The organism is Arthrospira sp. PCC 9901, assembly GCF_059013425.1.
Genome location: NZ_CP102296.1, coordinates 2,749,872 through 2,775,487, shown reverse-complemented (window position 1 = coordinate 2,775,487; position 25,616 = coordinate 2,749,872). Strand labels below are relative to the sequence as shown.

The following is a 25,616-nucleotide window of genomic DNA, read 5'->3' as shown; positions in this document are numbered from 1 at the left end:
TGACAGCGAGATAACCTGATGAGACTTTGGCAAGTTTGGTGGCAGAATCTGGTTTATCTAACCCAATATAATCCGCCTCAATTTATTGAGGTTCTCATGCTACTGTTGGGGATGCCACTATTGCTGCTGTGGGCTTTAACAGGACGGTGGCCATATTTGGTCTTGTGTCTTAGTTATGTGATGGGGTCCTCCACTGCCATGTTAGTTCGAGAGGCGATTTTTCCCTCTAACCGCTTACTGCTTACGCAATTGGTTGCTATCCTATTGTTGGCTCTAGGTTTCTACACTTTGATTGATTTAGTGCTACTGTGAACTGAGATCTGAGTTTTTTCGATTTCCCATGGGCTAGTTATGCTTGCAAAAAATAAACCGTCTCTGCTTATAACTATAGGTGCGATCGCTGTTTTGGTTGGTGGTGGGGTTGCTGCCTATTTCGCACTCACCGCTAGAAGAACTATTAGAGATGTGCCTTTGGGGGCTAATATTGTTCCCCAAGATGCGCTGTTAGCTGTTTCTGTTTCTACTGCGCCACAAAAATGGCAAACACTTCAACAGTATGGCACTTCACAGTCTCAGGCGGCTTTTGAACAATTGCTAATTCAGTGGCGCGATCGCATTTTTACTGATCAGGGCTATAATTTTGAGCAAGATATTCAGCCCTGGATTGGTAATGAGGTGATGATGGCTTGGTTGCCTGATCCGGCTTTGGTCTCTGGTCAGCCTTCCCCCTCCGGTGATACTCCCCGTCAGTCTCCCATGGCTTCCGCTAGGATCTTATTACTTCCTATCGCTAATCCTCTCCGCGCTCAAGAAATTTTGTCTGAACGAAAGTCTTTAAATCAAGGAGAAATTCTCGAACGTAACTACCGGGGAATTGATATCTTTGAAACTCAAGGACGATTGCAAAATTATTCTATTGCAGTCCTGGGTCGAGAGTTTCTTCTCGTTTCTGATGACCCTCGTGCTACTGATAGGGCGATCGATACTTATCACGGTGATAGTTCCCTCGCTGCTACTCCTGGATATTCCGCAGCCATTCAACAAATTAGAAATTCCCAGGCTTTTGCTCAGGTTTATCTGAATATTCCCGTCGCTGCTTCTTTGGCTTCTATGACGGCGGCGCAGCCTATTCCCCCAGAAAGTTTGGAACAATTGAAACGACACCAGGGCTTTGCTACTACTGCTATTTTAAGAGATAATGGCATTAATTTTCAGGGGGTTTCCTGGTTGCAGCCTAACACTGATAGAAAACTCACTGTTGGGAATTCTACTGATGGAATGCTCAGACGTATCCCAGATACGGCAATTATGACTCTCGGTGGCGGCAACCTTAAACAGTTCTGGAGTGATTATAATCAGGGTGCTAATGCTAATCCGATCGCTCCTTTTAATCCACAGGCTTTGGCTGCTATTTTACAAGAGTCTCTTGGTATGGAGTTGCAGCGAGATTTCCTTAGCTGGATGGATGGGGAGTTTTCTCTGTCTGTAATTCCGGGTATTTCTAATCCTAACACCCCTCAACGCTTTATGGCTGGTTTGGTGTTTATGGTTAGGGCGAGCGATCGCAATGCGGCGGACAACGCTTTACAACAATTAGATGAAATTCTCAGGGGTCGCGGTTTCCAAGTTGGCAATGCTCAACTTAATGGTCAGCCTGTGATTCAGTGGACTTCTCCCTATGGCGGCTTTACTGTGCTTCGCGGTTGGTTAGATGGAGATGTCGCTTTTGTCAATTTGGGCGCTCCTGTGGCTAACCAGATTATACCACAACCTCAAACCGCCATTAGTTCCAGTTCTTTATTTCAACAAACTTTCCCCTCTAGTCTTAGTCCTAAACATGGGAATTTTTATATTAATGTTGAACAGGTATTTAATCGCCAAAACCTTTCTTTACCCCCTTTACCCCCTCAACAAGAAGTCTGGATAAATGCTATTCAATCTATCGGTTTGACTACGGCTGTCACTGATGAACACACCAGCCGTTATGACCTATTTGTTAATCTAAAATCCGCCGCTGTATCTACTGATAATCAGGAGAATTAGATGGTTAGTTGATTAATTGGCGATCGCCTGCTTTTTCATCACTCGCTGCACAGATGCGATCGCTTTATTTAATTCATAACCCCGCCGCTGGGGGTGCTTTTGATAAGCCTGTTGTTCCTCCTCTATCATTTTCACATCCTCTGCCACTAAACCATCTAACATTTTTTTCGCACAACCAAATAACCTGTTTTTGATGAATTTACGAAATTTAATCGGGAGTTTATGCAGTCTCCAAAAGGCGTTAAGTGACGTGAAATGGATTAAGTAGGCGCGGGTTTCACTTACACTAATTGGACAGAGTAAACAGTAAATCTTGAAGTCTTCACCGAGAGTAGAATACCAATGGGGATATATATAACTAACCGTCAGCCTTTCCGGGTGGAGTTGTCGCAGCGACCGGAAAAATAGTTGTGATATAGACCAGATTTTGTCTATTTTATAATAGCTTTGTGCTTCATAATAAGCATCAACTTTATTGTCGGTTTCTGTGATATAATCTAATTGCGCCTCCGTCCATGCTTGCCAGTTTTGGTGTAGGTGTCCGTGGTACATATCCATCAGGTTTTCTATTAAAAAAGAATAGTGCGCCTGGGTGTAAATTGTCGCCACAGTGGCTATGTAGTTCAGGTGTTCCCATTCGGGAATTTCTAGGGGCTCATTATCTGGCTTTTCCTCTCCTATGAATATCCAAATAAATCCATATAATTCTCGCACTGGATAGGTCTTGATTCCGCATTTTGGTGGTTTTTGATTATCCTGTAAATACGGTACATAAACACAGTCTCCACCACCATTAAACCTCCAGCCGTGATATGTGCATTCTATCTCGTCCCCGATCGCTTTTCCGTGACTTAGTTTCACTTGGCGATGGGGACATCTGTCTTCTAAGGCGTTTATTTTCCCCTGAGTGTCTCTGAATAACACAATCGGCTGATTCCACAAAATTACCCCTATCGGGCTACTGGTGACTTCCTGGCTGCTGCTAACAACATACCAGCAATGGGGGTTAATCCCTAATTGTCTGATGTCCCTCCTATTTGCGTAACTTGGGGTCATGCGATCGCCTCTATTTCACCAGCTTCCAATTTTAGCCGAATAGGGATAATCCTAAAATACTCAAAGCACAGCGCAATTTTGACACTCACCGATTATTTTAGCATGATACTAACTTTATGTCAACTGTTTTTTGAGGAAAATCCGAAATTTTTAATCGTGGACTATTCCAGATCTTGAGGTCAACCAGGTTGACCATAAATGGAAAATCTCCCTATCAAAGCCTGTCGGAAAATCCCCGGTTTAATCACGACTTGATAATCCCTGCTATAAATAGCTGGTAGATTAGTCAGGAATTTGCCAAATTTCCAGGTTGCGATTATGGCTACCACTAACTAAGAGGGGACGTTTGGGAGAAAAGGCGATCGCTTCAATTTTAGAGGAAGGTCCTCGCAAGGTAGCGATCGCTTCTTGATTTTTGAGGTCCCAAAGTTGGACTGTATCATCATCACCACCACTGGCGATAATTCGACCATCAGGACTCACCGCGATAGATTTAATCCCTTGTGAATGTCCGTGTAAGGTAGCCATAACTTCCTTAGTGGTAACGTCCCATAATTTCAGAGTTTTATCACTACTTCCGCTGATGAGAGTTTGACCATCTCGACTAAAGGCGATCGCATTCACTGACTTATCATGGGATAATAAAGTCGAGATTTCCTCGCGGCGGTCAAGATCCCACAATTTCACCGTATTATCCTGGGAAGCACTAGCCAGCAGTCTACCATTAGGACTAAAAGCCACCGCGCGAATTTCCCGATTATGTCCTCTTAATGTACCAATGAGTTCATTAGTCCCTAAATCCCATAAAGTAATAGTATGGTCGCGACTACCGCTGACGAGAGTTTGACCGTCTCGACTAAAAGCGATCGTCGTAATATCCCTTTCATGTCCTTTCAGCGTGGCGATTTCTTGTTTGCTGTGAAGATCCCACAATTTCACCGTATTGTCGCGACTACCACTGGCGATAACTCGACCATCAGGACTGATAGCAATCGAGTTGATAGCGCCTCCATGTCCCGTTAAAGTAGAAAGATGTTCAAAGGTTTGTAAACTCCATAATCTCACCGTCTTATCATCACTACCACTGGCGAGAGTTTTACCATCAGGGGTAATAGCCACAGTTAATACCCTAGCAGTGTGTCCGGTTAAGGTTTGTCCTAACCTCGCTTGATTCCACGCCGACACCGGAGTTATCCAAGACATTAACGTTGGGGGGGTATTTTTTAACAGTATATTTCCACCCGTCCCCAATAACAATAATGCCGCACTAGCGATCGCTATCGTTTTCGCAGGTTTTCGGCGGCGGGATAATCCCATAAATAAAGGATGGGAAATCACTGGGAGAGGATGACTATTAGAGTTGAGGTCTCCTAAAACTTCGGCGGCGTTGGTATAGCGATCGCTTAGGTCTTTCTGAAGTAGGCGATCGATAATTTGTCCTAATTCTGGACTGATAGGAGTTGGTAGATAATTACGCCAGTTTTTTGTCCAGCCATAACCTTCTTCTGTCCATAATTCAAAGGGATGAATTCCCGTGAGTAAATGAAAGCAGGTGACACCCAAACTGTATAGGTCACTGGCGACGTAGGCTTCTCCCCCACGCATTTGTTCTAAAGCCGCATAACCATCTGAACCTACTCTTGTCCCTAGAGGGTTAACCATCACCGTTTCTGATAGTTGTTTGGATACCCCAAAATCAATTAATACTAAATCACCGATATCTGTGGTTTGGGTAACTACTTTATCTTGAATGATAGTGGGTGCGCTTTGGTTAGGGGTAGGGGTTAAATTATGGCGATCGCTTATCGGTTGAGGAACCCTGCTACGATGGATGATATTTTCCGGTTTAATATCTCGGTGAATTACCTGGCGACTATGGATAAATTCTAAAACCGGAAGCAATTTTAACAGCAGTTGGCGGACTTGTGCTTGATTCCATATTCCACCCTGTTCTAAAAGTTGCGCCAGGTTTTCTCCTTCTATATATTGTTGGATTAAATATAGACAATTATCTTCTTCAAAATAACCGTAAATTCCCGGAATTTGTGGGTTACCTTCTAGTTGCTGTAATTGTTGCGCCTCCAACTTGAACAAGTCGGCTGCCTTTTGTAGTCCCCAGTTACTTTTTACCTCCGCCACCAGTTGTTTGACTACACACCGACGGTTGAGGTTATCCGTATCCTCAGCTAGATAGGTGCGACTAAACCCTCCTTTTCCTAACGGTTTAAGAATGCGGTAGCGTCCCCGCAGTAGGGAAATTAGGGGGGTATTACAGCTTTGACAATATGTAAGGTTGTCGGGGTTTATCGGTTGCGGACAGTTGGGGTTGATGCAGCAGGTCATAGCGATCGCATTCTGAGTGACAGCATAATATTTATTGTGCCTCAATTTTTCCATTTTGGTGGCACAATATTTTCGCGATCACAGATGATTTCCATATCCACCAGAGTTTTTAAAAATTCTCCCCACCCAGACAACAGCCGACCCTTATCTCTATTTCCAACATCTTTCTACCACCACGGGAGTTGACCTTCATTGTGTCAATCAGGAAACTAGCACAGTTACAGTCACCTGGAATAACGGTCAATAACCAGCAATTCCACTATTTGACAACTGTTATAGGCAATTTCCCTATAGGTCGGTTAGGAAAGTTGCAGTATCGCTTGATTGGATAATTACACAGGCTTCTATCCTGGGTCTAGCAACCATAACAGTTACCACTAGGAGTCTCATGGTCATGGAAATCAACTTCGCTGGATATCTACCTTCCCTAATTGCGATCGCTATCTCTGTTGCTGCCATTTTCGTTTATACCCACACCCAAGAAGAATTAATCAAGCTAGTCTCAGGAGGCATTGCTTTAGTTGCGGTTGTCTCCAGTTTCCTCTTGGCTAATTGGGTGATTCTGACCGGGTTAGTCATTTTGGTCTTTAATGGATTAAAATTTTTTCCCAAAGAAATCATGACAGAATTTTAAAATCTACCATTTACCCCTTGACAATTGCGCCAAAATCTGCTAGTACACGCGCATGATTTCGCAACAACCCTAGTAGGTTGAGACGGTTTCGCTGTACTTTCGGATTAGAGTCCATCACCAAGACGCTATTTTCACCATCAAAGAATTGGGTAACTGTGGGAACAATTGCTGCTAAGGCTGTCACTAATTGTCGATAATTGCGAGTTTCTAATGCGGCTTGAGTGTTGGGTATCAAGTCTTCTAGGGCTTCCATAAATGCTTGTTCTGAAGACTTTTCAAACAGGGAAGGGTTAATCACCGTGTCCGGTTGAAGTTCCCTCGTGTCCAGGTCGCCTTGTTTAGCGAGACGGGTGGAACGGTTGATAGTTTCATAGATGATGTCTAAAGTACCGTCACCGCGAATTTCTTGTAAAAACAAAGCGCGATCACGTACATCTAATAAATCTTGTAACGCGCGTTCCTTATATTCTATGTCTTCATCTCCCAACACCGCATTGACTAAATCATAATCAATGGCTTTCTCGTCCTGCAACAAAGTCCGAATGCGCTGTAAAAAGAAATCTTCTAAATGATGAATCAGACCTAACATCGCGTTAGGATGACTATTAACGAAATCCGTCGTTAAATCCTTTAGCAGTTCATGCAAGTTTAAAGGTAGGTCAGCAGACCAGATAATATTCACAACTCCATTAGCCGCCCTTCTCAGAGCAAAGGGATCTGATGAACCTGTGGGAAGCATTCCCAAGCCAAAAATACTAACTAGCGTGTCGAGTTTATCAGCTAGGGCGACCACTTGACTAATGATATTTGTCGGGAGGCGATCGCTTGCTCCTTTGGGGAGATAATGTTCAACTATAGCCTTAGCGATCGCTTCAGGTTCGCCGCCAGCTAAAGCATATTTTTCCCCCATGATTCCCTCAAGTTCGGGAAATTCATAAACCATCTGAGAGACTAAATCCGCCTTACATAATAAGGCTGCCCTTTTTATCTGGGCGAGTTCCCCTTCCCTTACTTCTAGCTGTTTACCAATGCGATCGGCATTGGCAATAATTCTATTCACCTTGTCGCGAACTGAACCCAAATCTTCTTGAAACGTGACATTTTCCAAGTCGGGGAGATAGTTTTCTAGGGGTTTCTTTAAATCGGTTTTATAGAAAAATTCTCCATCTGCTAATCTGGCGCGGATTACCCGTTCATTACCCGATGCAATAATTGCAGCTTTGGCTGGATCACCATTAGAAATCGTAATAAAATATGGTTTCAGATTACCGTGGGTATCTAGGACTGGGAAATACCGCTGATGTGTCACCATTACCATTTTAATCACTTCTGGTGGCAGCACTAAAAAGTCCGCGTCAAAAGTTCCCACTACCGCTGTCGGCCATTCCACTAAGTTAACCACTTCATTCAGTAACTCTTCGGGAATTTCTGCCTCCCCGCCTACGCTGTTCGCTGCTACTTTTACCTGGTTGGCGATCGCTGTTTTTCGGGTCTGCGGATCTACTTCTACAAACGCTTTACCCAGGGTTTCCGCATAGTCCGTCGCTTCCGCAATACTCACTGAGTTCGAGTGTAAAACTCGATGACCTTGGCTATGGCGATCGCTGCTAATAGTTTCCGAACCGTTGGGGATACTTAGCGGTAATATCTCCTTATCTAATAGGGCTACTAACCAACGAATCGGACGGGGGAAGCGGATATCTCCATCTCCCCAGCGCATAAATCTTTTACCTTCTAACCGATTAATCCATTGGGGTATTAATTCCGTTAAAATTTCCGACGTTTTCCGTCCGGGAATGTGTTTGAGGACAAACACGAAATCCCCTTTGGGGGTCGGGCGAATTTCGATATCTTCTAAGTTGATATTCTGTTTTTTCGCGAAACCTTCCGCTGCTTTCGTCGGTTTCCCGTCTTTGAAGGCCGCACTGGCGGGGGGACCTTTGATTTCTTCTTCGCGATCAGGTTGCTGTTGGGGCAGTCCCGCTATGACTACAGCCAGTCTTCGCGGTGTGGCGTACACTTTCACCGACTCGCAGGTGAGGTATTGTTCTTTTAGGCTGGCGGGAATCATCGCCTCCCATTGGGCGATCGCCCCTTCGACAAAGGTTGCTGGTAATTCTTCTGTACCGACTTCGAGTAAAAAGCTAGGCATGGGAGACAGTGCAGGTGGTCATTGTTCGGACGATTTTACATCCTACCACAGTTTCGGTTGGTTTCGGTTCTAATCTTCACCCCCACCTTTCCCTAAACTCGTGTCGCCGCATTCCCTCGCAGACTCCTGTCAATTTCAGAAGTTCACGACACCATAGGGGTTTCGGGGAGGTTATCCGGTTATAGACACGAGATAGGCATTATCTTTAAAATATCACGCCGAATTTGGTTTTGTCAATTAATGTTAGGAAATAGACCGAAAAATCACTCAATTCCCCGTAGTATTTCCGATACATTTAAAGACTCTTCCTGGCGTGAGGGTTAACTCGTGAGTTAGGGGAGGTAAATTAGACGGGTGTGGCTGTAACCTTTTCCGGTAGGGGTATAGAGCGATCGCCTTTCCCCCCCCACCTTTCCCTAAATTGGTGTCGCCGCATTCCCTCGCAGACTCCTGTCAATTTCAGAAGTTCACGACAGAATCATGGTTTCCGGCAGGTTATCCAGTTATAGACACAAGATAGGCATTATCCTTAAAATATCACGCCGAATTTGGTTTTGTCAATTACTGTTAGGAAATAGACCACAAAATCACTCAATTCCCCGTAGTATTTCCGATACATTTAAAGACTCTTCCTGGCGTGAGGGTTAACTCGTGAGTTAGGGGAGGTAAATTAGACGGGTGTGGCTGTAACCTTTTCCGGTAGGGGTATAGAGCGATCGCCTTTTCCCCCCCACCTTTCCCTAAACTCGTGTCGCCGCATTCCCTCGCAGACTCCTGTCAATTCCAGAAGTTCACGACAGAATCATGGTTTCCGGCAGGTTATCCGGTTATAGACACAGGATAGGCATTATCTTTAAAATATCACGCCGAATTTGGTTTTGTCAATTACTGTTAGGAAATAGACCGAAAAATCACTCAATTCCCCGTAGTATTTCCGATACATTTAAAGACTCTTCCTGGCGTGAGGGTTAACTCGTGAGTTGGGGGAGGTAAATTAGGCTGGTGTGGCTGTAACCTTTTCCGGTAGGGGTATAGAGCGATCGCCTTTCCCCCCCACCTTTCCCTAAATTGGTGTCGCCGCATTCCCTCGCAGACTCCTGTCAATTTCAGAAGTTCACGACAGAATCATGGTTTCCGGCAGGTTATCCGGTTATAGACACAGGATAGGCATTATCTTTAAAATATCACGCCGAATTTGGTTTTGTCAATTACTGTTAGGAAATAGACCGAAAAATCACTCAATTCCCCGTAGTATTTCCGATACATTTAAAGACTCTTCCTGGCGTGAGGGTTAACTCGTGAGTTAGGGGAGGTAAATTAGACGGGTGTGGCTGTAACCTTTTCCGGTAGGGGTATAGAGCGATCGCCTTTTCCCCCCCACCTTTCCCTAAATTGGTGTCGCCGCATTCCCTCGCAGACTCCTGTCAATTTCAGAAGTTCACGACAGAATCATGGTTTCCGGCAGGTTATCCAGTTATAGACACGAGATAGGCATTATCCTTAAAATATCACGCCGAATTTGGTTTTGTCAATTACTGTTAGGAAATAGACCGAAAAATCACTCAATTCCCCGTAGTATTTCCGAGACATTTAAAGACTCTTCCTGGCGTGAGGGTTAACTCGTGAGTTGGGGGAGGTAAATTAGGCTGGTGTGGCTGTAACCTTTTCCGGTAGGGGTATAGAGCGATCGCCTTTCCCCCCCACCTTTCCCTAAATTGGTGTCGCCGCATTCCCTCGCAGACTCCTGTCAATTTCAGAAGTTCACGACAGAATCATGGTTTCCGGCAGGTTATCCGGTTATAGACACAGGATAGGCATTATCTTTAAAATATCACGCCGAATTTGGTTTTGTCAATTACTGTTAGGAAATAGACCGAAAAATCACTCAATTCCCCGTAGTATTTCCGATACATTTAAAGACTCTTCCTGGCGTGAGGGTTAACTCGTGAGTTGGGGGAGGTAAATTAGACGGGTGTGGCTGTAACCTTTTCCGGTAGGGGTATAGAGCGATCGCCTTTTCCCCCCCACCTTTCCCTAAACTCGTGTCGCCGCATTCCCTCTCCGACTCCTGTCAATTCCAGAAGTTCACGACACCATAGGGGTTTCGGGGAGGTTGTCTGGCTATAGACACGAGATAGGCATTATCTTTAAAATATCACGCCGAATTTGGTTTTGTCAATTAATGTTAGGAAATAGACCGAAAAATCACTCAATTCCCCGTAGTATTTCCGATACATTTAAAGACTCTTCCTGGCGTGAGGGTTAACTCGTGAGTTAGGGGAGGTAAATTAGACGGGTGTGGCTGTAACCTTTTCCGGTAGGGGTATAGAGCGATCGCCTTTTCCCCCCCACCTTTCCCTAAACTCGTGTCGCCGCATTCCCTCGCAGACTCCTGTCAATTCCAGAAGTTCACGACAGAATCATGGTTTCCGGCAGGTTATCCGGTTATAGACACAGGATAGGCATTATCTTTAAAATATCACGCCGAATTTGGTTTTGTCAATTACTGTTAGGAAATAGACCGAAAAATCACTCAATTCCCCGTAGTATTTCCGATACATTTAAAGACTCTTCCTGGCGTGAGGGTTAACTCGTGAGTTGGGGGAGGTAAATTAGGCTGGTGTGGCTGTAACCTTTTCCGGTAGGGGTATAGAGCGATCGCTTTCCCCCCCCACCTTTCCCTAAATTGGTGTCGCCGCATTCCCTCGCAGACTCCTGTCAATTTCAGAAGTTCACGACAGAATCATGGTTTCCGGCAGGTTATCCAGTTATAGACACAATATAGGCATTATCCTTAAAATATCACGCCGAATTTGGTTTTGTCAATTACTGTTAGGAAATAGACCGAAAAATGGCTGAATTGTTGAGAAGATTTAAACATGATTTTGACGATTAACGAACATATCAAGAGAGAGATTTAGTAATCATTAACTAAGTTTAGGGAAATGAACGACAATAGTCGCAACATCTGAATGAGCGCGAACAATTGTTTCTGGTTCTACTAAGCCGCTTCTGGAGAATCCGAAAGCCTGATTCTGATGACTGCCGGGAGTTAATAATAACAAATCATTAGTTTTGAGCATTCGGGAAACTTTCATAATAAAATTCCCTTGCATTTGTTGAACTGGGGTATCTTTACTTAGACCGAAGGATGAAAGATTTAAATCCACAGTCAGATAATCAGTCACCAATACCAATAAGTGTAATTTCGCTTTAATTTCTTCAGCGATCGCTTTAGTGATTTCCAGAGTTTGTTTAAATTCCCAAGAGGAAATTTCCCCTTGATTGAATACCATAAATACCCTCTCCGTATTTTCCAGAGGCTGAGGGAAGCGAGTAATCAAAACTGGCACGGGTGAACGCCTGATAATCTGATCAATTACGCTACCAAAGAAATTCTCTTGATAAGTTGAATACCCCTTCCAACCGCAAATAATCAGCGTCGCGTTGCGTTCGGTGGCACTACGAACAATTCCCCTGGATATAGCTGCATCAATTCTAGCAATAGACTCAACCTTAACCGTCGCGGCGTGAGCTATCTGTTCAGCCACAGACAATAAACGGTTTTGTTTGGTTTTAGCCGAGGAAGAAATATTACCGTTTTTGTCAGAAATCACATTAAGAGGTAATAGAGTGCCTTTAGATTTTTTGACCAGCAAAATCGCCAATTGTAATAGGTTATCTTCTGTGCTAGGGTTAGCGACTGGAACTAATACCCTTTCCGACCAATTGCGCTGATTGTCGCCGTCTAATTTTTCGGCTGGTTTGACTAATTTACCCCAACGATTGACTATCCAGGGAGAAGCGATACAACTAAATAAAATCATGGCAATAACACCATTAACAGTTAACTCATCTACTAATTCAATATTAAAAGCTACCGTAATCGCCGCCAGAGTCGAAGCAGCTTGAGCTACAGACAGACCAAAGCAAACCATTTTCTCTGGAAACGGCCAGCCAAAAACTTTACCGGAAGTCCAAGCGGCTGCATACTTGCTGATAAATTCTGCCACAATCATGACTACTGCGACTAAAAGAGAGCGAGGTTCTTTTATTAAAATTAGTGGGTCAATTAACATCCCTACAGAGATGAGAAAGAAGGGAATAAATAGGGTATTGCCAATAAACTGAATCCTGTTCATTAATGGACTCAAGTTAGGGATAATAGGAGTCAGAGCAATACCAGCCAAGAAAGCGCCAATAATGGGTTCAATTTCGATGAGTTGCGCTACATAGGAAGCTACTAATAATGTGGCGACAACAAAGGTAAATTCTGCGCCTTCGTCATGACCAAATTTTCGGAAAAACCAGCGACCAATTTTGGGAACTCCCCAGAGAGATGCGAGGGTATAAATGGTTAAAGCCGGAATTAAAAATAGCCAAAATTCTAGGGTTAAATCGCCCCCATGGGCTTTGACGACAACTGCTAAAACTAATAAGGCTAAAACATTGGTAATTAAGGTTCCTCCTAGGGTGGCGGTTACGGAGGAAGCACGCATAATTCCCAGACGGTTTAAGATGGGTAAAGCTAGGAGAGTATGGGAAGCAAAACAAGAGGCTACTAAGATGGCAGCTAATACACTGTAACCCAGAGCCATCATGGCTACAGTCCCCAGTATCATCGGTAATAAAAAGGTTAGTAAACCGAAGCAAAAGGCTGAATTGGCATTTAGTTTTAGGTCGTCTAAGCTGGTTTCTAAGCCTGCTAGAAACATCAAAAATAACAATCCCACAGTCCCCAATAAAACTATGGTATTATCTCTGGCAAGTAACCCTATACCATGGGGACCGATAATAACTCCGGCTAAGATTAATCCGACAATACCAGGTAATTTTATGCGTTCAAATACTAGGGGAGCAATGAGCATCATCCCCATAATAATTAAGAAAACGGCTACGGGGTCTTGAATGGGTTGTGATAAAATTTGTGCGAGGGGTGTGGTCAGATTAATCATGGAAAACCCATCTACGTCTGTATTGATTAAGTATCCCAAAGTATCCATGAGTTAGTTCCCGGTAGAATTGCTTAGACTTATATAAAGGGAGAAAGATGCCAAGCCTCAGCCTGTCTCGCCGATCGCCCTAAAAGATCGCTTATAAAAGGTCGGTTATAGAGACTATAGACTTATAGCATAATCTTCGGATTCTGACAATCCTATTTTTAGGGAAAGTAGTTAATCGAGAGGTGGTTAACTAAATGGGTTCGCCAAATGTGCTAATGTCTGCTACAAATTTAAGGGCGGACATTGATTACCCTAAAAATATGATTCGGCGTTTATTCCTACCTCTAGTGATTCTTTCCTGTTTCTTGTCTATCACCTTCGCCGCCTGTAGCCCCCAGGACGCGCCAACTACTCAAAATGACAAAAACCTTAAACTTCTGTATTGGCAGTCTCCTACCATCCTTAATCCTCACTTGGCGACAGGATTTAAAGACTTTGATGCGGCTAGGTTAGTGTATGAGCCTTTGGCGAGTTATGATCATAGCGATCGCCTGATTCCTCTTCTGGCGGCGGAAATTCCCAGTCGAGAAAATGGGAGTGTCGCAGCAGATGGAAAATCGGTAACTTGGAAATTGCGATCGGGTGTAACTTGGTCTGACGGCGAACCTTTCACCGCCAAAGATGTGGTTTTCACTTATAACTTTATTATGAACCCTGATGTAGGTTCATCTAGTGCTGAGGTTTACGCAGGTATTGAAAGCGTAGAAGCCCTAGATGATTACACCATCAAAATTAATTTTAAAAATATTACTCCTGGTTGGTCGGTTCCTTTTACTGGTCAAAGAGGCTTAATTCTCCCAGAGCATATTTTTGCTAGTTACAATAATTCTAATATTCGGTCCGCTAGGGCGAATAATCAACCCATTGGCACGGGACCCTATAAACTGGTAAGTTTTAAACCGGGAGACTTAGCCCTTTATGAAGCTAACCCCAATTATTGGGAGCCAGATAAACCCTTTTTTGAAAGAGTAGAAATTAAAGGGGGTGGTGATGCAACCTCAGCCGCTAGAGCCGTCTTACAAACGGGAGATTTTGATTATGCTTTTAACTTACAGGTAGAAGGTCATATTCTCCAACAGTTAGCAGCGGGAGGGAAAGGCAAAATTTTGGCGAATTTTGGGTCCTATGTGGAAAGGATTATGTTTAATTTTACCAACCCTAATCAAGCTACCGCAGATGGAGAACGTTCTAGTGTTCAATTCCCCCATCCCTTTTTTAGTGATAAACGAGTCCGACAAGCCTTTGATTTGGCTATAGACCGTGATACTATAGCTAATCAACTTTATGGGAAAACAGGTCGTCCGACCGCGCAATTAATAGTTATTCCAGCCGCTTATAGATCCAATCAAATTAACTATAGCCACGACCTAGAAAAAGCTAAAACTTTGTTAGATGAAGCTGGCTGGAAAGATACTAATAATAATGGTATCCGTGACCGAGATGGATTAGAAATGCGCGTGGTGTTTCAAACATCAGTTAATCCCGTGCGCCAGAAAACTCAAGAAATCGTTAAACAGTCTTTAGAGGCGATCGGGATAAGGGTGGAATTAAAAAGTGTTGACCCGGGTATATTCTTTTCTGGCGACCCCGCCAATACCGACACCATTAATCATTTTTATGCAGACCTACAAATGTTAACTACAGGAAATGAAAGTCCCGACCCAGGACCTCACATGAAGTGGTGGACTTGTGGGGAAATTTCCCAAAAAGAAAATAATTGGCAACGACCTAATTATGCTCGTTATTGCAACCCTAAATATGACGAAATGTGGCAAAAAGCAACCACGGAACTAGACCCAGAAAAACGAGCCTTATTATTCCGTCAAATGGATGAGTTTCTACGGGAAGATGTCGCAGTAATGCCGATTGTTGAACGTGCGACTACTACGGGAATTAGTAATACTTTAACTGGTATTGAACCCTCCCCTTGGGATGCTAATACTTGGGATATTAAAAAGTGGCAGCGCCAGTCAATTTAGTTAATCTAGCGCTTCTCATCTCTATGAAATACAGCCCTCACCCCAAACCCCTCTCCCAGAAAGGGAGAGGGGGCTTTGAAAAGTACCTCATCAGTCCGGGAACTGCTATATCGGATATTTCCTGCTGGTAAAAAGTGGCAAATATCCGGTTTAATTAGACTCAAAAATCCAGTCCGCAGATTGCAAACCCCCACAAATGCGCGGTTTATACTGGCTGAACCAGTTTTTAAAAACCCTCAAGTGTAATTAAATGGTGACATTGGCTAATTATTCCCCCTCCGGGGGATTGCCAATTTATCGCTGACGGAGATACTCTTAATGTTACCAGCCAAGACCTTCAACAGCTTTTGACTGAGGAGGAATATAATACCCTTGTATTTTCTGTGACTGAATTAGGTCATGTTGGCGAAGGTTATTGTCCCATTGAGCCACTTTAATTAACTAAAGGGACACACTAGACCAGGATATGATTAACCTGATTAATGGTGTTGTCCCTAGCTTCAGTTAATAACTAAAATGACTAATCTCTAGCCGTTGAATTTCTCAGAGGCTTTTTGAAAGGCACTTTCTACATCACTCCAAGCCTTTTCAAAGCCACTTCTGATTTCTTCCCAGGCTTCTCCACCAGCATCTTGTAACTCTTGTAGCTTCTGGTTGGCATCATCTCGCTTGGCTTGTAGTTCCTCAATTTTCTCGTGATACTGAATAGCAGCATCTGCTTTGGCTTGTTTGCCTTTAGCTTTCATTTCATCTAGTTGAGCATTGAGTTTCTCGATTTGTGCTTTAACTTTAGCTTCGTAGGCTTTTTTGTCTTCGGTGCTAATTGCCATAATTTAAAATGATTTTATTGCGAATAACACTTTAACTATAGCTGGTTATTGAGGTGATGACATCTATCCTAAGCTAGAGTTTCGACCTACCCCCCCAGAGTCAATCTTCCCGACAGCGCCAAACTAACAGTTGATGATTTTCTCCCCGACAAATTAAGGTATGACTATCTATGCCAAAAGTAATAGGACTGTATCCACAAATCTCTGAGAGTGGCTGCTGTGATAGTCCTTGCACCTCAATTTTCCAGAGTCTAATTTTGCCATCATTGCTACCACCTGCTATAAATTTACCGTCAGGACTAATTGCTATTGAAGATATTATGGCTGGGTCTACAGTCTGTGTACTTAGTATAATTCCTTGTTGAAAATCCCAGAGTTTAATCGTGCCATCTTCACTACTACTGGCGAGAATTGTCTGGTTAGGACTGAATGCTAAGGAAAGGACTCCCCCTGAATGTCCGGTCAAAGTTTGCAGGCTGTGGAGTTTCCCAAATTGCCAGATTTTGATTTGTCCGTCCGCGCCACCACTGGCGAATATACTGGACTGGGGATGATTAAATAAACCTTCGGAATTACGGTAATTATTGGTTGGGGAAAATGCGAAGCTGACACAAAAAACTTCCCCGGAATGTTCACGCAGACGATAGAGAAGTTCCCCGTTGCGTTGATTCCATAATTTGATGGTAGCATTACCGCTACAACTGGCAATTATGTGACCGTCAGGACTGTAGGCGACGGCGTGAATTGGTCCGCAACGGTGACTATAGGGGGAACCTGAATGACTGAAAAATCTATCGGTCATGGTCCCTGTATTCAGGTTCCAACCTAGTAGGGTGCGGTCAAAACTACCACTGACTAAACGACGACCATTGGGACTAATTGCGATCGCATTTATGGCGGCTACATGACCACAAAAACGCTGGATTAATTGACCTGTATTCAGGTTCCATAGTCGGATACTTTGGTCGGCGCTACCACTAATTAATATATATCGATTCGGACTAATGGCGATCGCATTTACTGGCGCTTTGTGACCTTTCATTATGGTTTGACATTCCCAATTTTTCCCCGATATCTCTGGGTTTATCTGTCCGCTAAAATTGGCGGGTGATGTCGATAATAGTGACGGAAACGCACAGGGGACAGGCGGTGGGATTCCCCAAATTGATTGATGAGTTGCTATGTGAACTGCTACCATAATCTGTAGGCTGGAAGTCGGGAGTTTTATACTCACTGGTGGCTGTATATCCGCTAACACGGCGGCGGCTGATTGATAACGATCTTGTACTTTATCCGCCAGCATTTGATTGATAATATGCTTCAGTTGATGACTAATATGGCGATCGCTTTTCTCTAGGTGCGATTCCCAAATAAATTCTCCCGTATATGGGTCAAATAAACTCTGGGGATTTTCTCCTGTTAATAGGTGAATACAAGTTACACCTAAACTATATAAATCACTGGCTGCATAGGCTTTCCCGCCGCGAATTTGCTCTAAGGGAGCATATCCTATGGTTCCGGTCATGGTTCCGGTTCTGGGATGTAAAATATCTATCTCGTGTTTGGCGACTCCAAAATCTACCAATACTAATTTACTGTCTAAATGTCTCCTGATAATGTTTTCTGGTTTGATATCTCTATGAATAACTTGATGGTCATGGATAAATTGGATTACGGGTAGTAAATCTAATAGCAGTTCCCGCAATTTCCCCTCCTCTAAAGGTTCCCCCAATTCTAGTTCGTATAGGAGGTTATCTCCTTCTATATACTCCTGTATTAAATAGAGTCTGCTGTTAGCCTCAAAACAGGCAAATAAATGGGGGATTTGCGGATGATTTTCTAACTCCTGTAGTCGCTTACCTTCTTGATAAAATAGTTCCGTGGCTTTCTGAATTTGGGCGACATTCTGCTGTTGTGGAGAAAATTGTTTAATAATACAGGGGGTTTGCAGGCGGTCTTCATCAACCCCTAAAAATGTCCGACTCATACCACCACCCCCCAGACTTTTTAAGCCTCTATAACGTTGTTTCAATAACAATAATGAGCCACAGCTTGAACAGACTTGGCTTCCCAGAGGATTTACTGGATTTAAACACAGGGGGTTCAGACAGTAACTCATTAGCTTAGGAGTTAGGGGGAGTTAATCTTAACTGCTAATGGATTTTACTACCCCCTAGAGGCAATTGACGAAATTCTTAATGATAATTTAGCTTTTTCATCCCCCAGATAGCCGCCAGCCATTGAAAGACCCCTGATTAATTATAATCATCTCATCCTATATGATCTATGTAATCCCATGATGAAATTGCGATCGCATCCCCCAAACTGGCTAGGATTAATGATTGGTAATTCCCGACTACACTGGGGGAAATTTCAGGCTGATACTTTAGTGGAAACCTGGGACACTCAACACCTTAATCAATCTCCCTTAGAAATGGGATGGTCTTGGCTTCATCAAATATCCCCTGTACCCCTATTTATAGCCTCTGTAGTGCCTGAACAAATGCAATTATGGCAAAACTACCCCCAAGCTGAAATTATCACCCTAGAGTTGTTACCATTAGGGGGATTATATCCAACTTTCGGAATAGATAGGGGTTTAGCTGTTTTAGGTGCGGGGAATCAGTTGGGTTTTCCCATATTAGTTATTGATGCAGGGACGGCATTAACTTTAACCGGAGTAAATCAAAACCGCCAATTAATAGGCGGCGCAATATTACCCGGTTTAGGATTACAGTTTTCTTCCTTATCTAATCGTACAGCCACCCTCCCACAAGTGGCTTTTCCTGAGAGTTTACCTCAAAGGTGGGGTGTGAATACATCAGAAGCGATCGCCAGTGGTATTATCCACAGCATGATAGCTGGTCTGCGGGAGTTTATAACTGCTTGGTGTCAGGAGTTCCCCCACAGTAAAATTAGCATTACAGGAGGCGATCGCATTCCTCTCATGACCTACCTTAACAGTCAATACCCAAAAATAGCTGCTTTGATTGTAGATACCCCTGAAGCTATTTTTTGGGGAATGTCAGCTATGGTCAGAGATAGAAATATTCCGAGTTGAAATCGGGTGAGTTTGTAGAAACTGACGGATATATTCACTGACTACGGCGGGAAACTCTTGGGGGAGGTTTTCGCCGCCAGCAACCATAGAATTTAGGCTAGAATTAGGTAGGATGGAGTTCAAGGTTTCCGCCATGGCTTGAGTCATCGGTTGATCACGATTTCCTTGTAAAATTAATACGGGTATGGTTAATGAGTTTAGCTGCTCATTAAGTAATTCCCCTCGGATTTCAGCCAGACGGCGATTAAACAAAAACTGGCAGGAAATAGGCGATCGCATCATCACTTCTCGCGCTTTTAACCAATCGGCGATCGCATCCCCTTTCCCCAATAAACGGGTAAATGGATGTACCAGTTTTAGCCAAGTTGCTAAAAGGGGAGGATTTCCACATAACCACCGCATCCACCACCATTGTTTTTCGATTCCATTCACTGCTACCCCCTCTGGGGAAATTAAGACTAGACCTTTGACTTTATGCTGATAGCGAATTGCGTAACTGGCTGCTATCCATCCCCCCAGAGAATGTCCGACTAAGTGAACCTGATCTAATTTCAGCCACTCAATATATTCCGCTAAGTTTTCCACCGCCATCGTGATAGAATAGTGGATATTGGGGGATTCCGACTCACCACAACCAAGGCGATCGGGAGTATAACAATGATAGTCTGAGGATAGTTCTTCTATAATCGGCAACCACTGACTACTATCTTGCCATGACCCATGTAGATAAACTACATCAGGACCCGCGCCAACTTCACGCCAGAATACTTGTCCCTGGGAAAGTCTCACGCGGGAATGGCGCAATGGTTGGGATAATAACGGTGTTTCCTGGGACTCAGCATAGGGAAAAGAACGTTCAAACATAGCCATATAATGAGATGCAGTATGATGAGTTGACTATTCTCGCGATGGTTAGTCATATCCCGGGATCGCAGATCATAGATGGGAATAGCCAGAAGCGAGATGATGTCATTATAGTATATATTATCAGCATTAGACCTAAAAAAATACGGTTGATAGCTTTTACCTGGCATATAATTGGCATAATTGGCAGGTATCCCAGAGGCTTAAATCCCCCAAATTTGAGGCTGTTAGGGGGGGTTAATGAGGATTATATATTGGTAAAATCTCCACCGATTATTAATAAGATATAGCCGTGTAATTAACAGTGTTCATGGTCGTAAAATTAAGCGATCGCTGTGCGACATTGCAAGTAGTCTTGGATTTGTTGTTGATAATCATGACTAAGGTTATCCATTGGTATTTGTGTCAAGTCAAAGCCACGAACTTCCGCAATTTCTAAGGTGTCTTGAATGTGAATATCTCCGGTAACTTCTGCCGACACAAGAATACAAATAGAATGGAGTCTAGGGTCACGATGAGCGCCCGAATAAACTCCTACCAAACGCCCAAGTTTAACCAGTTCTAAACCTGTTTCCTCAGCCAGTTCTCGCTTAACAGTGGTGAGGATATCTTCACCCCAATCTATCATACCTCCAGGTAAAGCCCATTTGCCATTATCCTGGCGGCGAACCAAGATAATTTTGCCATCTGGCAATAGAGGAACGATGCTAACTCCCGTAACAGGATGGCGAAAAATAACGCCCAAAACCGTATAAACAAAACGCATCCAGCCCTTAGCTAATTCTAACATATTTTCTAACCTTCTCCAGACAAATCTTGAAGAATAGTGATAGCATGACCTTCTGGCTTAACCTTGGGATAAATTTTGTGAATATAGCCATCTGGGTTAATGATGAAAGTTTGGCGATAAATACCCATAAACTCTCGACCCATGAATTTTTTTAAGCCATAACTATCATAGAGGGTGGCAACTGTACCATCAGGGTCACAGAGCAGAGGAAAAGGCAGATGGTATTTGTTGATAAACTTGGTATGAGATTTAGGGTCATCGGTGCTAATTCCGAGAACAATGATATTGTTACTTTGATAATCTGCATAGACATCGCGAAAACCGCAGGCTTCCTTAGTACAGCCAGGAGTGTGATCACGGGGGTAAAAATAGATAACCACAGTTTGACCGCGAAATTGACTGAGGGTAATCAAATTTCCGTCCTGGTCGGAGAGAGTAAAATCTGGAGCGAGATCACCAACATTTAGATTCATAGTATTAGGGGATTTCAGAGAATAATGGGGGAATGAGGGTCAAACCTTTCTGAATAGCGATCGCCACTGTCGTTAAATAATAATGGTTATGGCAATATTTAAACATCGACAATGATACCGTCACTATGGTTGACCCAAAACCTTTGTATGTTATCATGCTCTAGCCTGCTACCAGACATTGGGCTATTTTCAGGTTAAGCGTAACCTGATTAGCTAGAATGTCAGGTGTTCCATAAAAGCTCAACTACCTCCTCCACTTGTTTACCGTGTTAAGAATTGGATCCAATCTACTCCAACGCTGGTTACTCCCCAGTTTAGTAAGTGTCTTGCTGATGGCATCAGGTGCCGAAGCTGCCGAAGTTCGGTCTTGGGAATTTGAAAGTTCCCAAAATCGTCTGTCATTTACTACAGATGAAGGAGTACAGCCTACCGCGAAATTGCTCTCGAACCCGACCCGTCTGGTAATTGAACTACCAGGGACAAGTTTAGGTTCTGTGTCCGGTCAGCGTTCATCACCAGGGGGAAATATTCGTGAAATTCGTTGGGAACAAACCGATAACGAAAATGCCCGAATTATTGTAGAACTGGTAGAAGGTTATACCCTAAACCCGCAAATGGTGCAGTTTAGAGGGATTTCTGCCAGTGAGTGGATGGTACAACTACCACAACCCCAAGCTATTGGCTCATCATCACCCCCGGCTGCACTTCCGGCTCAAGCTACTGTGGTTAGCGCTACTGAAGCAGTCCAACAGCAATTTCAACAGCCAGTCCAACAACAATTTCAACAGACCGCTCAAGCTAACCCTAACCGTTCAATTCCTAACCAGCCACAAACATTTGTTGAACAAATCGAAATGCGCGATAACGGCATTGTTTTAAAGACCACAGGTCAAATGCCGCAGATTGAGTTTAAACGCTCTCAAGACCGCACTTGGATGACCTTAGATATTTTCGGCGCGAGTTTGAGGGGTGCGACCACAAGGGGGAGAGCAGTCAACCGGGAAGGCGTAGCCATTAGTCAAGTTACCCAACTTTCCACAACCCCCCCAGTGGTGCGGGTCACATTCAGTACCCCTAATACTAATCAAAATTGGGAAGCCAGACCAGTAGCGGGAGGGGTATCAATTTGGCCCCAAGGCGGAGTTCCCCCGGCTGTGCAGGCAAGTTCGAGTATAGTTACCATTGAGTCCATTAGCCTTCAAAATCAATCCTATTTCGCGGTGAGGGGTAATGGTCCTCTCAACTATACTCACGGTTGGGATGCAGAAACGGGAGCTTATGGTATTACGTTTTTCTCGGCTAGATTAGCTGACGGGGTGCAACTTCCCCAAAGAGAAGTGGGAGGACCGATTATTTGGTCTCGGTTGCGTCAGGAAGACCCAGACACTTTTACGGTGTTATTTCAACCGGCTACCAGGGTGCAGGTAGGACGGGTTAGCCAAAATAGTCCTCAAGAATTGGCTATTCCTATGGGTGTGAATTTAGCGTCTGGCGCTCCTCCCCCCAGAACTCCAGCCCCGGTAACACAGCCACCTAGAAATAATCCGAATCCTTTTCCGCCTCCGGCTCAAAATCGACCACCTTCGTCCCTCCCACTACCTTTTCCGCCGCCTAATCGTCCATCTCCTCAGCCTCCTGTGGGTAGAAATCCTAATGCTAGGGTATCTGTGGTTATTGACCCTGGACATGGCGGCAGTGACCCAGGAGCGGTGGGAGTTGGCGGTATTCGAGAAAAGGATGTTGTTATTTCTATTTCCCTGCAAGTTCAGCAGATTTTGGAGCAGAATGGGGTTAATGTGGTGATGACCCGCACTGACGATCGCACTATTGACCTGGAACCGCGAGTGTCATTAGCTAACCGTGTTGGGGCTGTGGCTTTTGTGAGTATCCATGCCAATGCGGCTTATCGCGCTGGTGCTACGGGTGTGGAAACTTTCTACCATCAAACTGGCTATAGCTTGGCTCAGTATATTCAAAACAGCATCCTGGCTAATTTCTCACTGCACAATCGGGGTGTGAAGCAGGCTCGGTTTTATGTCCTCAGAAATACGACTATGCCTTCGGCTTTGGTGGAGGTGGGGTTTCTCACTAATGCTAATGATGCTCGTTTGTTGGCTGACCCAGCACAAAGAACTCGCATGGCTCAGGCGATCGCTCAAGGTATTCTTCAATATCTCCGAGCCAGTGGATACTAGGCTTGACTTGCCTATTTAAGCAAAGCAGGCGGCTACTAAAAATAGGCTATCCACTAAAATGGTGCTTAAAACTGCGCCGCCAAATACCCACCAGTGGGGTTCTTGGGACTGGAGGGGAAATACTCCTACTCCGAATAGGGTCATGGCTAATACTACCGCCCAGCTAATTCCCCACGGGGTTCCTGCTAGGGCGATCGCTTTTTGGAATATGGGCATGGCCATTGATGGATCGACCTGCATTAATTGTCGCCAACTGGGGATTAAACCCGCTATATAAAAGTATCCGTCCGTAACGGCGGTTCCGAATAGAGACCCTAGGTAAAACCAATTGCCTACTTTACCCCATCCCCGCCACAGACACCACACCGCAAAGGGAACTCCTATCGATTCTACCGGTAAATGTAGCAGGGGTTCCCACCTCAGCCAACCCCAATATATCGACCCGGTTAACCAAGTCCAGCTAAATCCAAATAGTAAATCTCCCCATAATTCCGTTTCTTTGGTTCTTAGTAAATATAAACTTACCCCTAACCATCCCCCGGTCATGATTAGGCTCAACATTGGCCAGATTCTCACTAGGGGCGCTTGGAAAAATACTGGGACTGATACTAAAAATACGGCGATCGCAAATGGTAACCACCTTTGACTCTGTTGGGCTTTTTTGACAAATGTCGCCCAAGACCACTGCTGTACCCACAGCGGTTGAGTTGATGTCAGAATGTAGGCCAGAAGAATATTGCTAAACAAGGCTTCTTTAAGATTTGTTACTGAAGTTCATATTAATTGATGATATCACAAATATTTATCCCCCCCAGGGGGATAAATTCTACACAAAAATCAATAGTTGATTTTTTGGTCAATTCTAAAAAAAAGATAAAGGGGGGTTGACAGGGGGGACGATTTGGGGTATTATATTGACATACAATTAAATAATTGGATATTGGCAAAAATAAAAAAAAAGCATATATCCCATTATTAATATAGTAACACAAGTAGCCTCAAAAAGATATCCCTTTTCCCCAATCCGCAAATTTTTTAACATTTCTTAATATTTGTTACAAAACTTAACAAAACTCTGTTAATTGACGAGAGAATGTTAAATTGGTCCAGTGCGTAGAAGTGTAAATTTCAGATCTAGAGTTAATGAGACAATTCCCCACAATCATGGATTTCCAGAGTCTTCCGGTCTATATGGCAGATTTAGTCACGCCAGGAATGGGAGAAATTGAAGTAGAATCGCAGATGACGTTATTCCAGGCGATTGTTTTAGGGATAGTCCAGGGACTAACGGAATTTATCCCGATTAGTAGCAGCGCCCATTTAAAAATAGTTCCGATGGCACTAGGATGGGGAGATCCTGGGGTAGCATTTACGGCTATTATTCAATTGGGGAGCATGGTGGCGATTTTCTCGTTTTTCTGGTCTGATCTGAAAAAGGTAGTATTGGGGGCGATAGATGCGATCGCTAAATCGGATTACCAGTCGGTAGATTTTCGTATGGCTTTGGGAATTGGTTTGGGAACTCTACCGATTGTGTTTTTTGGGTTACTGATTAAATTATTTATACCCGATTACGATAGTTCACCTCTGCGGAGTACAGTGGCGATCGCGATCGCTTCCATTGTGATGGCCAGCCTATTGGCGATCGCGGAAAAACTAGGAAGCCGAAAGCGAGACTTTGACCATCTGAATGCTAAGGACGGGGTACTGATGGGTTTGGCGCAAACCTTAGCGCTGATACCGGGTGTATCCCGGTCAGGTTCCACCATAACCGCCGGGTTATTTATGGGACTAGAAAGGGGAACCGCCGCCCGATTTTCGTTTTTATTAGGAATTCCGGCGATTACCCTAGCAGGGTTGGTAGAATTAAAAGACTTCTTAGAGGCTGGAATAGACGACATTAGTACAGCGGCGTTAGTAGTGGGTTTAATTTCGTCAACCATATTTTCCTACCTATCTATCGCCTGGTTAATCCGTTATCTGCAAACCAGTAGTACATGGCTGTTTGTGTGGTATAGACTAGCTTTTGGTGTGGCGATTTTAACGGCAGTGGTAGGCGGCGCTTTGGAGAATATTTAATATAGAATAGGGAGAGGGCGATCGCGTGGGGGGAGTTCCGCTAGTTCCTCCCAGGCGGGCCAGAAGATTAAGAAACCAACCCGTCCTACCTCACCAGGGAATTAATGGATAATT

20 protein-coding genes are annotated in these 25,616 nt (G+C 44.0%); 7 read left to right on the top strand and 13 right to left on the bottom strand.

Translation table 11 applies throughout. From position 1 onward, the window contains the following. The first annotated feature begins 18 nt into the window (after window positions 1–18). Window positions 19–312: a hypothetical protein gene (locus NLZ44_RS12150; RefSeq protein WP_111891687.1), complete on the top strand. Its 294-nt coding sequence runs from the start codon at window positions 19–21 to the stop codon at window positions 310–312. A gap of 39 nt (window positions 313–351) precedes the next feature. Beyond that, complete coding sequence (locus tag NLZ44_RS12145; protein WP_493752921.1) at window positions 352–2,043, top strand: DUF3352 domain-containing protein; 1,692 nt, start codon at window positions 352–354, stop codon at window positions 2,041–2,043. 12 nt (window positions 2,044–2,055) lie between these two features. Here the strand turns inward: NLZ44_RS12145 and NLZ44_RS12140 are convergent, their stop codons facing one another. Both NLZ44_RS12140 and NLZ44_RS12135 read right to left on the bottom strand, forming a co-directional pair. Continuing rightward, window positions 2,056–3,099: an aromatic ring-hydroxylating dioxygenase subunit alpha gene (locus NLZ44_RS12140; RefSeq protein WP_493752920.1), complete on the bottom strand. Its 1,044-nt coding sequence runs from the start codon at window positions 3,097–3,099 to the stop codon at window positions 2,056–2,058. A 282-nt stretch (window positions 3,100–3,381) separates the two neighbouring features. Then, window positions 3,382–5,496, bottom strand: coding sequence for a protein kinase domain-containing protein (locus NLZ44_RS12135; RefSeq protein WP_493752919.1), 2,115 nt, complete (start codon window positions 5,494–5,496; stop codon window positions 3,382–3,384). Between the two features lie 340 nt (window positions 5,497–5,836). Here NLZ44_RS12135 and NLZ44_RS12130 point away from each other — a divergent pair, with 340 nt between their 5' ends. After that, window positions 5,837–6,076, top strand: a complete 240-nt coding sequence (locus NLZ44_RS12130) for a hypothetical protein (RefSeq protein ID WP_493752918.1) — start codon at window positions 5,837–5,839, stop codon at window positions 6,074–6,076. 10 nt (window positions 6,077–6,086) lie between these two features. Here the strand turns inward: NLZ44_RS12130 and glyS are convergent, their stop codons facing one another. The 5 genes from glyS to NLZ44_RS12105 all read right to left on the bottom strand — a co-directional run bounded on the left by glyS (window position 6,087) and on the right by NLZ44_RS12105 (window position 13,231). Further along, window positions 6,087–8,228 (bottom strand): glycine--tRNA ligase subunit beta, encoded by a 2,142-nt coding sequence (gene glyS, locus NLZ44_RS12125; protein WP_493752917.1) that lies wholly within the window; start codon window positions 8,226–8,228, stop codon window positions 6,087–6,089. Between the two features lie 915 nt (window positions 8,229–9,143). Further along, a complete protein-coding gene (locus NLZ44_RS12120; RefSeq protein WP_493752915.1) occupies window positions 9,144–9,332 on the bottom strand; it encodes a hypothetical protein in 189 nt (62 codons plus the stop codon). A 458-nt stretch (window positions 9,333–9,790) separates the two neighbouring features. Continuing rightward, on the bottom strand, window positions 9,791–9,979 hold the full coding sequence (locus tag NLZ44_RS12115; RefSeq protein WP_493752916.1) for a hypothetical protein: 189 nt from the start codon (window positions 9,977–9,979) through the stop codon (window positions 9,791–9,793). 782 nt (window positions 9,980–10,761) lie between these two features. After that, window positions 10,762–10,950, bottom strand: a complete 189-nt coding sequence (locus tag NLZ44_RS12110; protein WP_493752915.1) for a hypothetical protein — start codon at window positions 10,948–10,950, stop codon at window positions 10,762–10,764. Between the two features lie 205 nt (window positions 10,951–11,155). Next, window positions 11,156–13,231: a cation:proton antiporter domain-containing protein gene (locus NLZ44_RS12105; protein ID WP_493752914.1), complete on the bottom strand. Its 2,076-nt coding sequence runs from the start codon at window positions 13,229–13,231 to the stop codon at window positions 11,156–11,158. Between the two features lie 215 nt (window positions 13,232–13,446). Between NLZ44_RS12105 and NLZ44_RS12100 the strand changes: the two genes are divergently transcribed. Then, window positions 13,447–15,210, top strand: a complete 1,764-nt coding sequence (locus NLZ44_RS12100; protein ID WP_493752913.1) for a peptide ABC transporter substrate-binding protein — start codon at window positions 13,447–13,449, stop codon at window positions 15,208–15,210. A 527-nt stretch (window positions 15,211–15,737) separates the two neighbouring features. Here NLZ44_RS12100 and NLZ44_RS12095 read toward each other — a convergent pair. Together NLZ44_RS12095 and NLZ44_RS12090 are read right to left on the bottom strand one after the other, a co-directional pair. Beyond that, window positions 15,738–16,040, bottom strand: coding sequence for a sll1863 family stress response protein (locus NLZ44_RS12095; protein ID WP_493752912.1), 303 nt, complete (start codon window positions 16,038–16,040; stop codon window positions 15,738–15,740). 100 nt (window positions 16,041–16,140) lie between these two features. Further along, a complete protein-coding gene (locus NLZ44_RS12090; RefSeq protein ID WP_493752911.1) occupies window positions 16,141–18,159 on the bottom strand; it encodes a protein kinase domain-containing protein in 2,019 nt (672 codons plus the stop codon). Window positions 18,160–18,336: 177 nt separating this feature from the next. On the opposite strand from NLZ44_RS12090, the gene NLZ44_RS12085 reads away from it, so the two are divergent. Continuing rightward, window positions 18,337–19,101: a pantothenate kinase gene (locus NLZ44_RS12085; RefSeq protein WP_493752910.1), complete on the top strand. Its 765-nt coding sequence runs from the start codon at window positions 18,337–18,339 to the stop codon at window positions 19,099–19,101. Here NLZ44_RS12085 and NLZ44_RS12080 read toward each other — a convergent pair. The 3 genes from NLZ44_RS12080 to bcp all read right to left on the bottom strand — a co-directional run bounded on the left by NLZ44_RS12080 (window position 19,066) and on the right by bcp (window position 21,228). Further along, window positions 19,066–19,965: an alpha/beta fold hydrolase gene (locus tag NLZ44_RS12080; RefSeq protein ID WP_493752909.1), complete on the bottom strand. Its 900-nt coding sequence runs from the start codon at window positions 19,963–19,965 to the stop codon at window positions 19,066–19,068. The two genes, NLZ44_RS12085 and NLZ44_RS12080, sit on opposite strands and share 36 nt — an antisense overlap. Before the next feature lie 322 nt (window positions 19,966–20,287). Continuing rightward, a complete protein-coding gene (locus NLZ44_RS12075; protein WP_493752908.1) occupies window positions 20,288–20,755 on the bottom strand; it encodes an NUDIX hydrolase in 468 nt (155 codons plus the stop codon). A gap of 5 nt (window positions 20,756–20,760) precedes the next feature. Next, on the bottom strand, window positions 20,761–21,228 hold the full coding sequence (gene bcp / locus NLZ44_RS12070) for a thioredoxin-dependent thiol peroxidase (protein ID WP_493752907.1): 468 nt from the start codon (window positions 21,226–21,228) through the stop codon (window positions 20,761–20,763). A gap of 266 nt (window positions 21,229–21,494) precedes the next feature. Between bcp and NLZ44_RS12065 the strand changes: the two genes are divergently transcribed. Then, window positions 21,495–23,423, top strand: a complete 1,929-nt coding sequence (locus NLZ44_RS12065) for an N-acetylmuramoyl-L-alanine amidase (RefSeq protein WP_493752906.1) — start codon at window positions 21,495–21,497, stop codon at window positions 23,421–23,423. Window positions 23,424–23,438: 15 nt separating this feature from the next. On the opposite strand, the gene NLZ44_RS12060 is transcribed toward NLZ44_RS12065, so the two are convergent. Continuing rightward, a complete protein-coding gene (locus NLZ44_RS12060; RefSeq protein ID WP_493752905.1) occupies window positions 23,439–24,170 on the bottom strand; it encodes a DUF3120 domain-containing protein in 732 nt (243 codons plus the stop codon). A gap of 417 nt (window positions 24,171–24,587) precedes the next feature. Here NLZ44_RS12060 and NLZ44_RS12055 point away from each other — a divergent pair, with 417 nt between their 5' ends. Beyond that, window positions 24,588–25,502, top strand: coding sequence for an undecaprenyl-diphosphate phosphatase (locus NLZ44_RS12055; RefSeq protein WP_493752904.1), 915 nt, complete (start codon window positions 24,588–24,590; stop codon window positions 25,500–25,502). Window positions 25,503–25,616 lie beyond the last annotated feature (114 nt).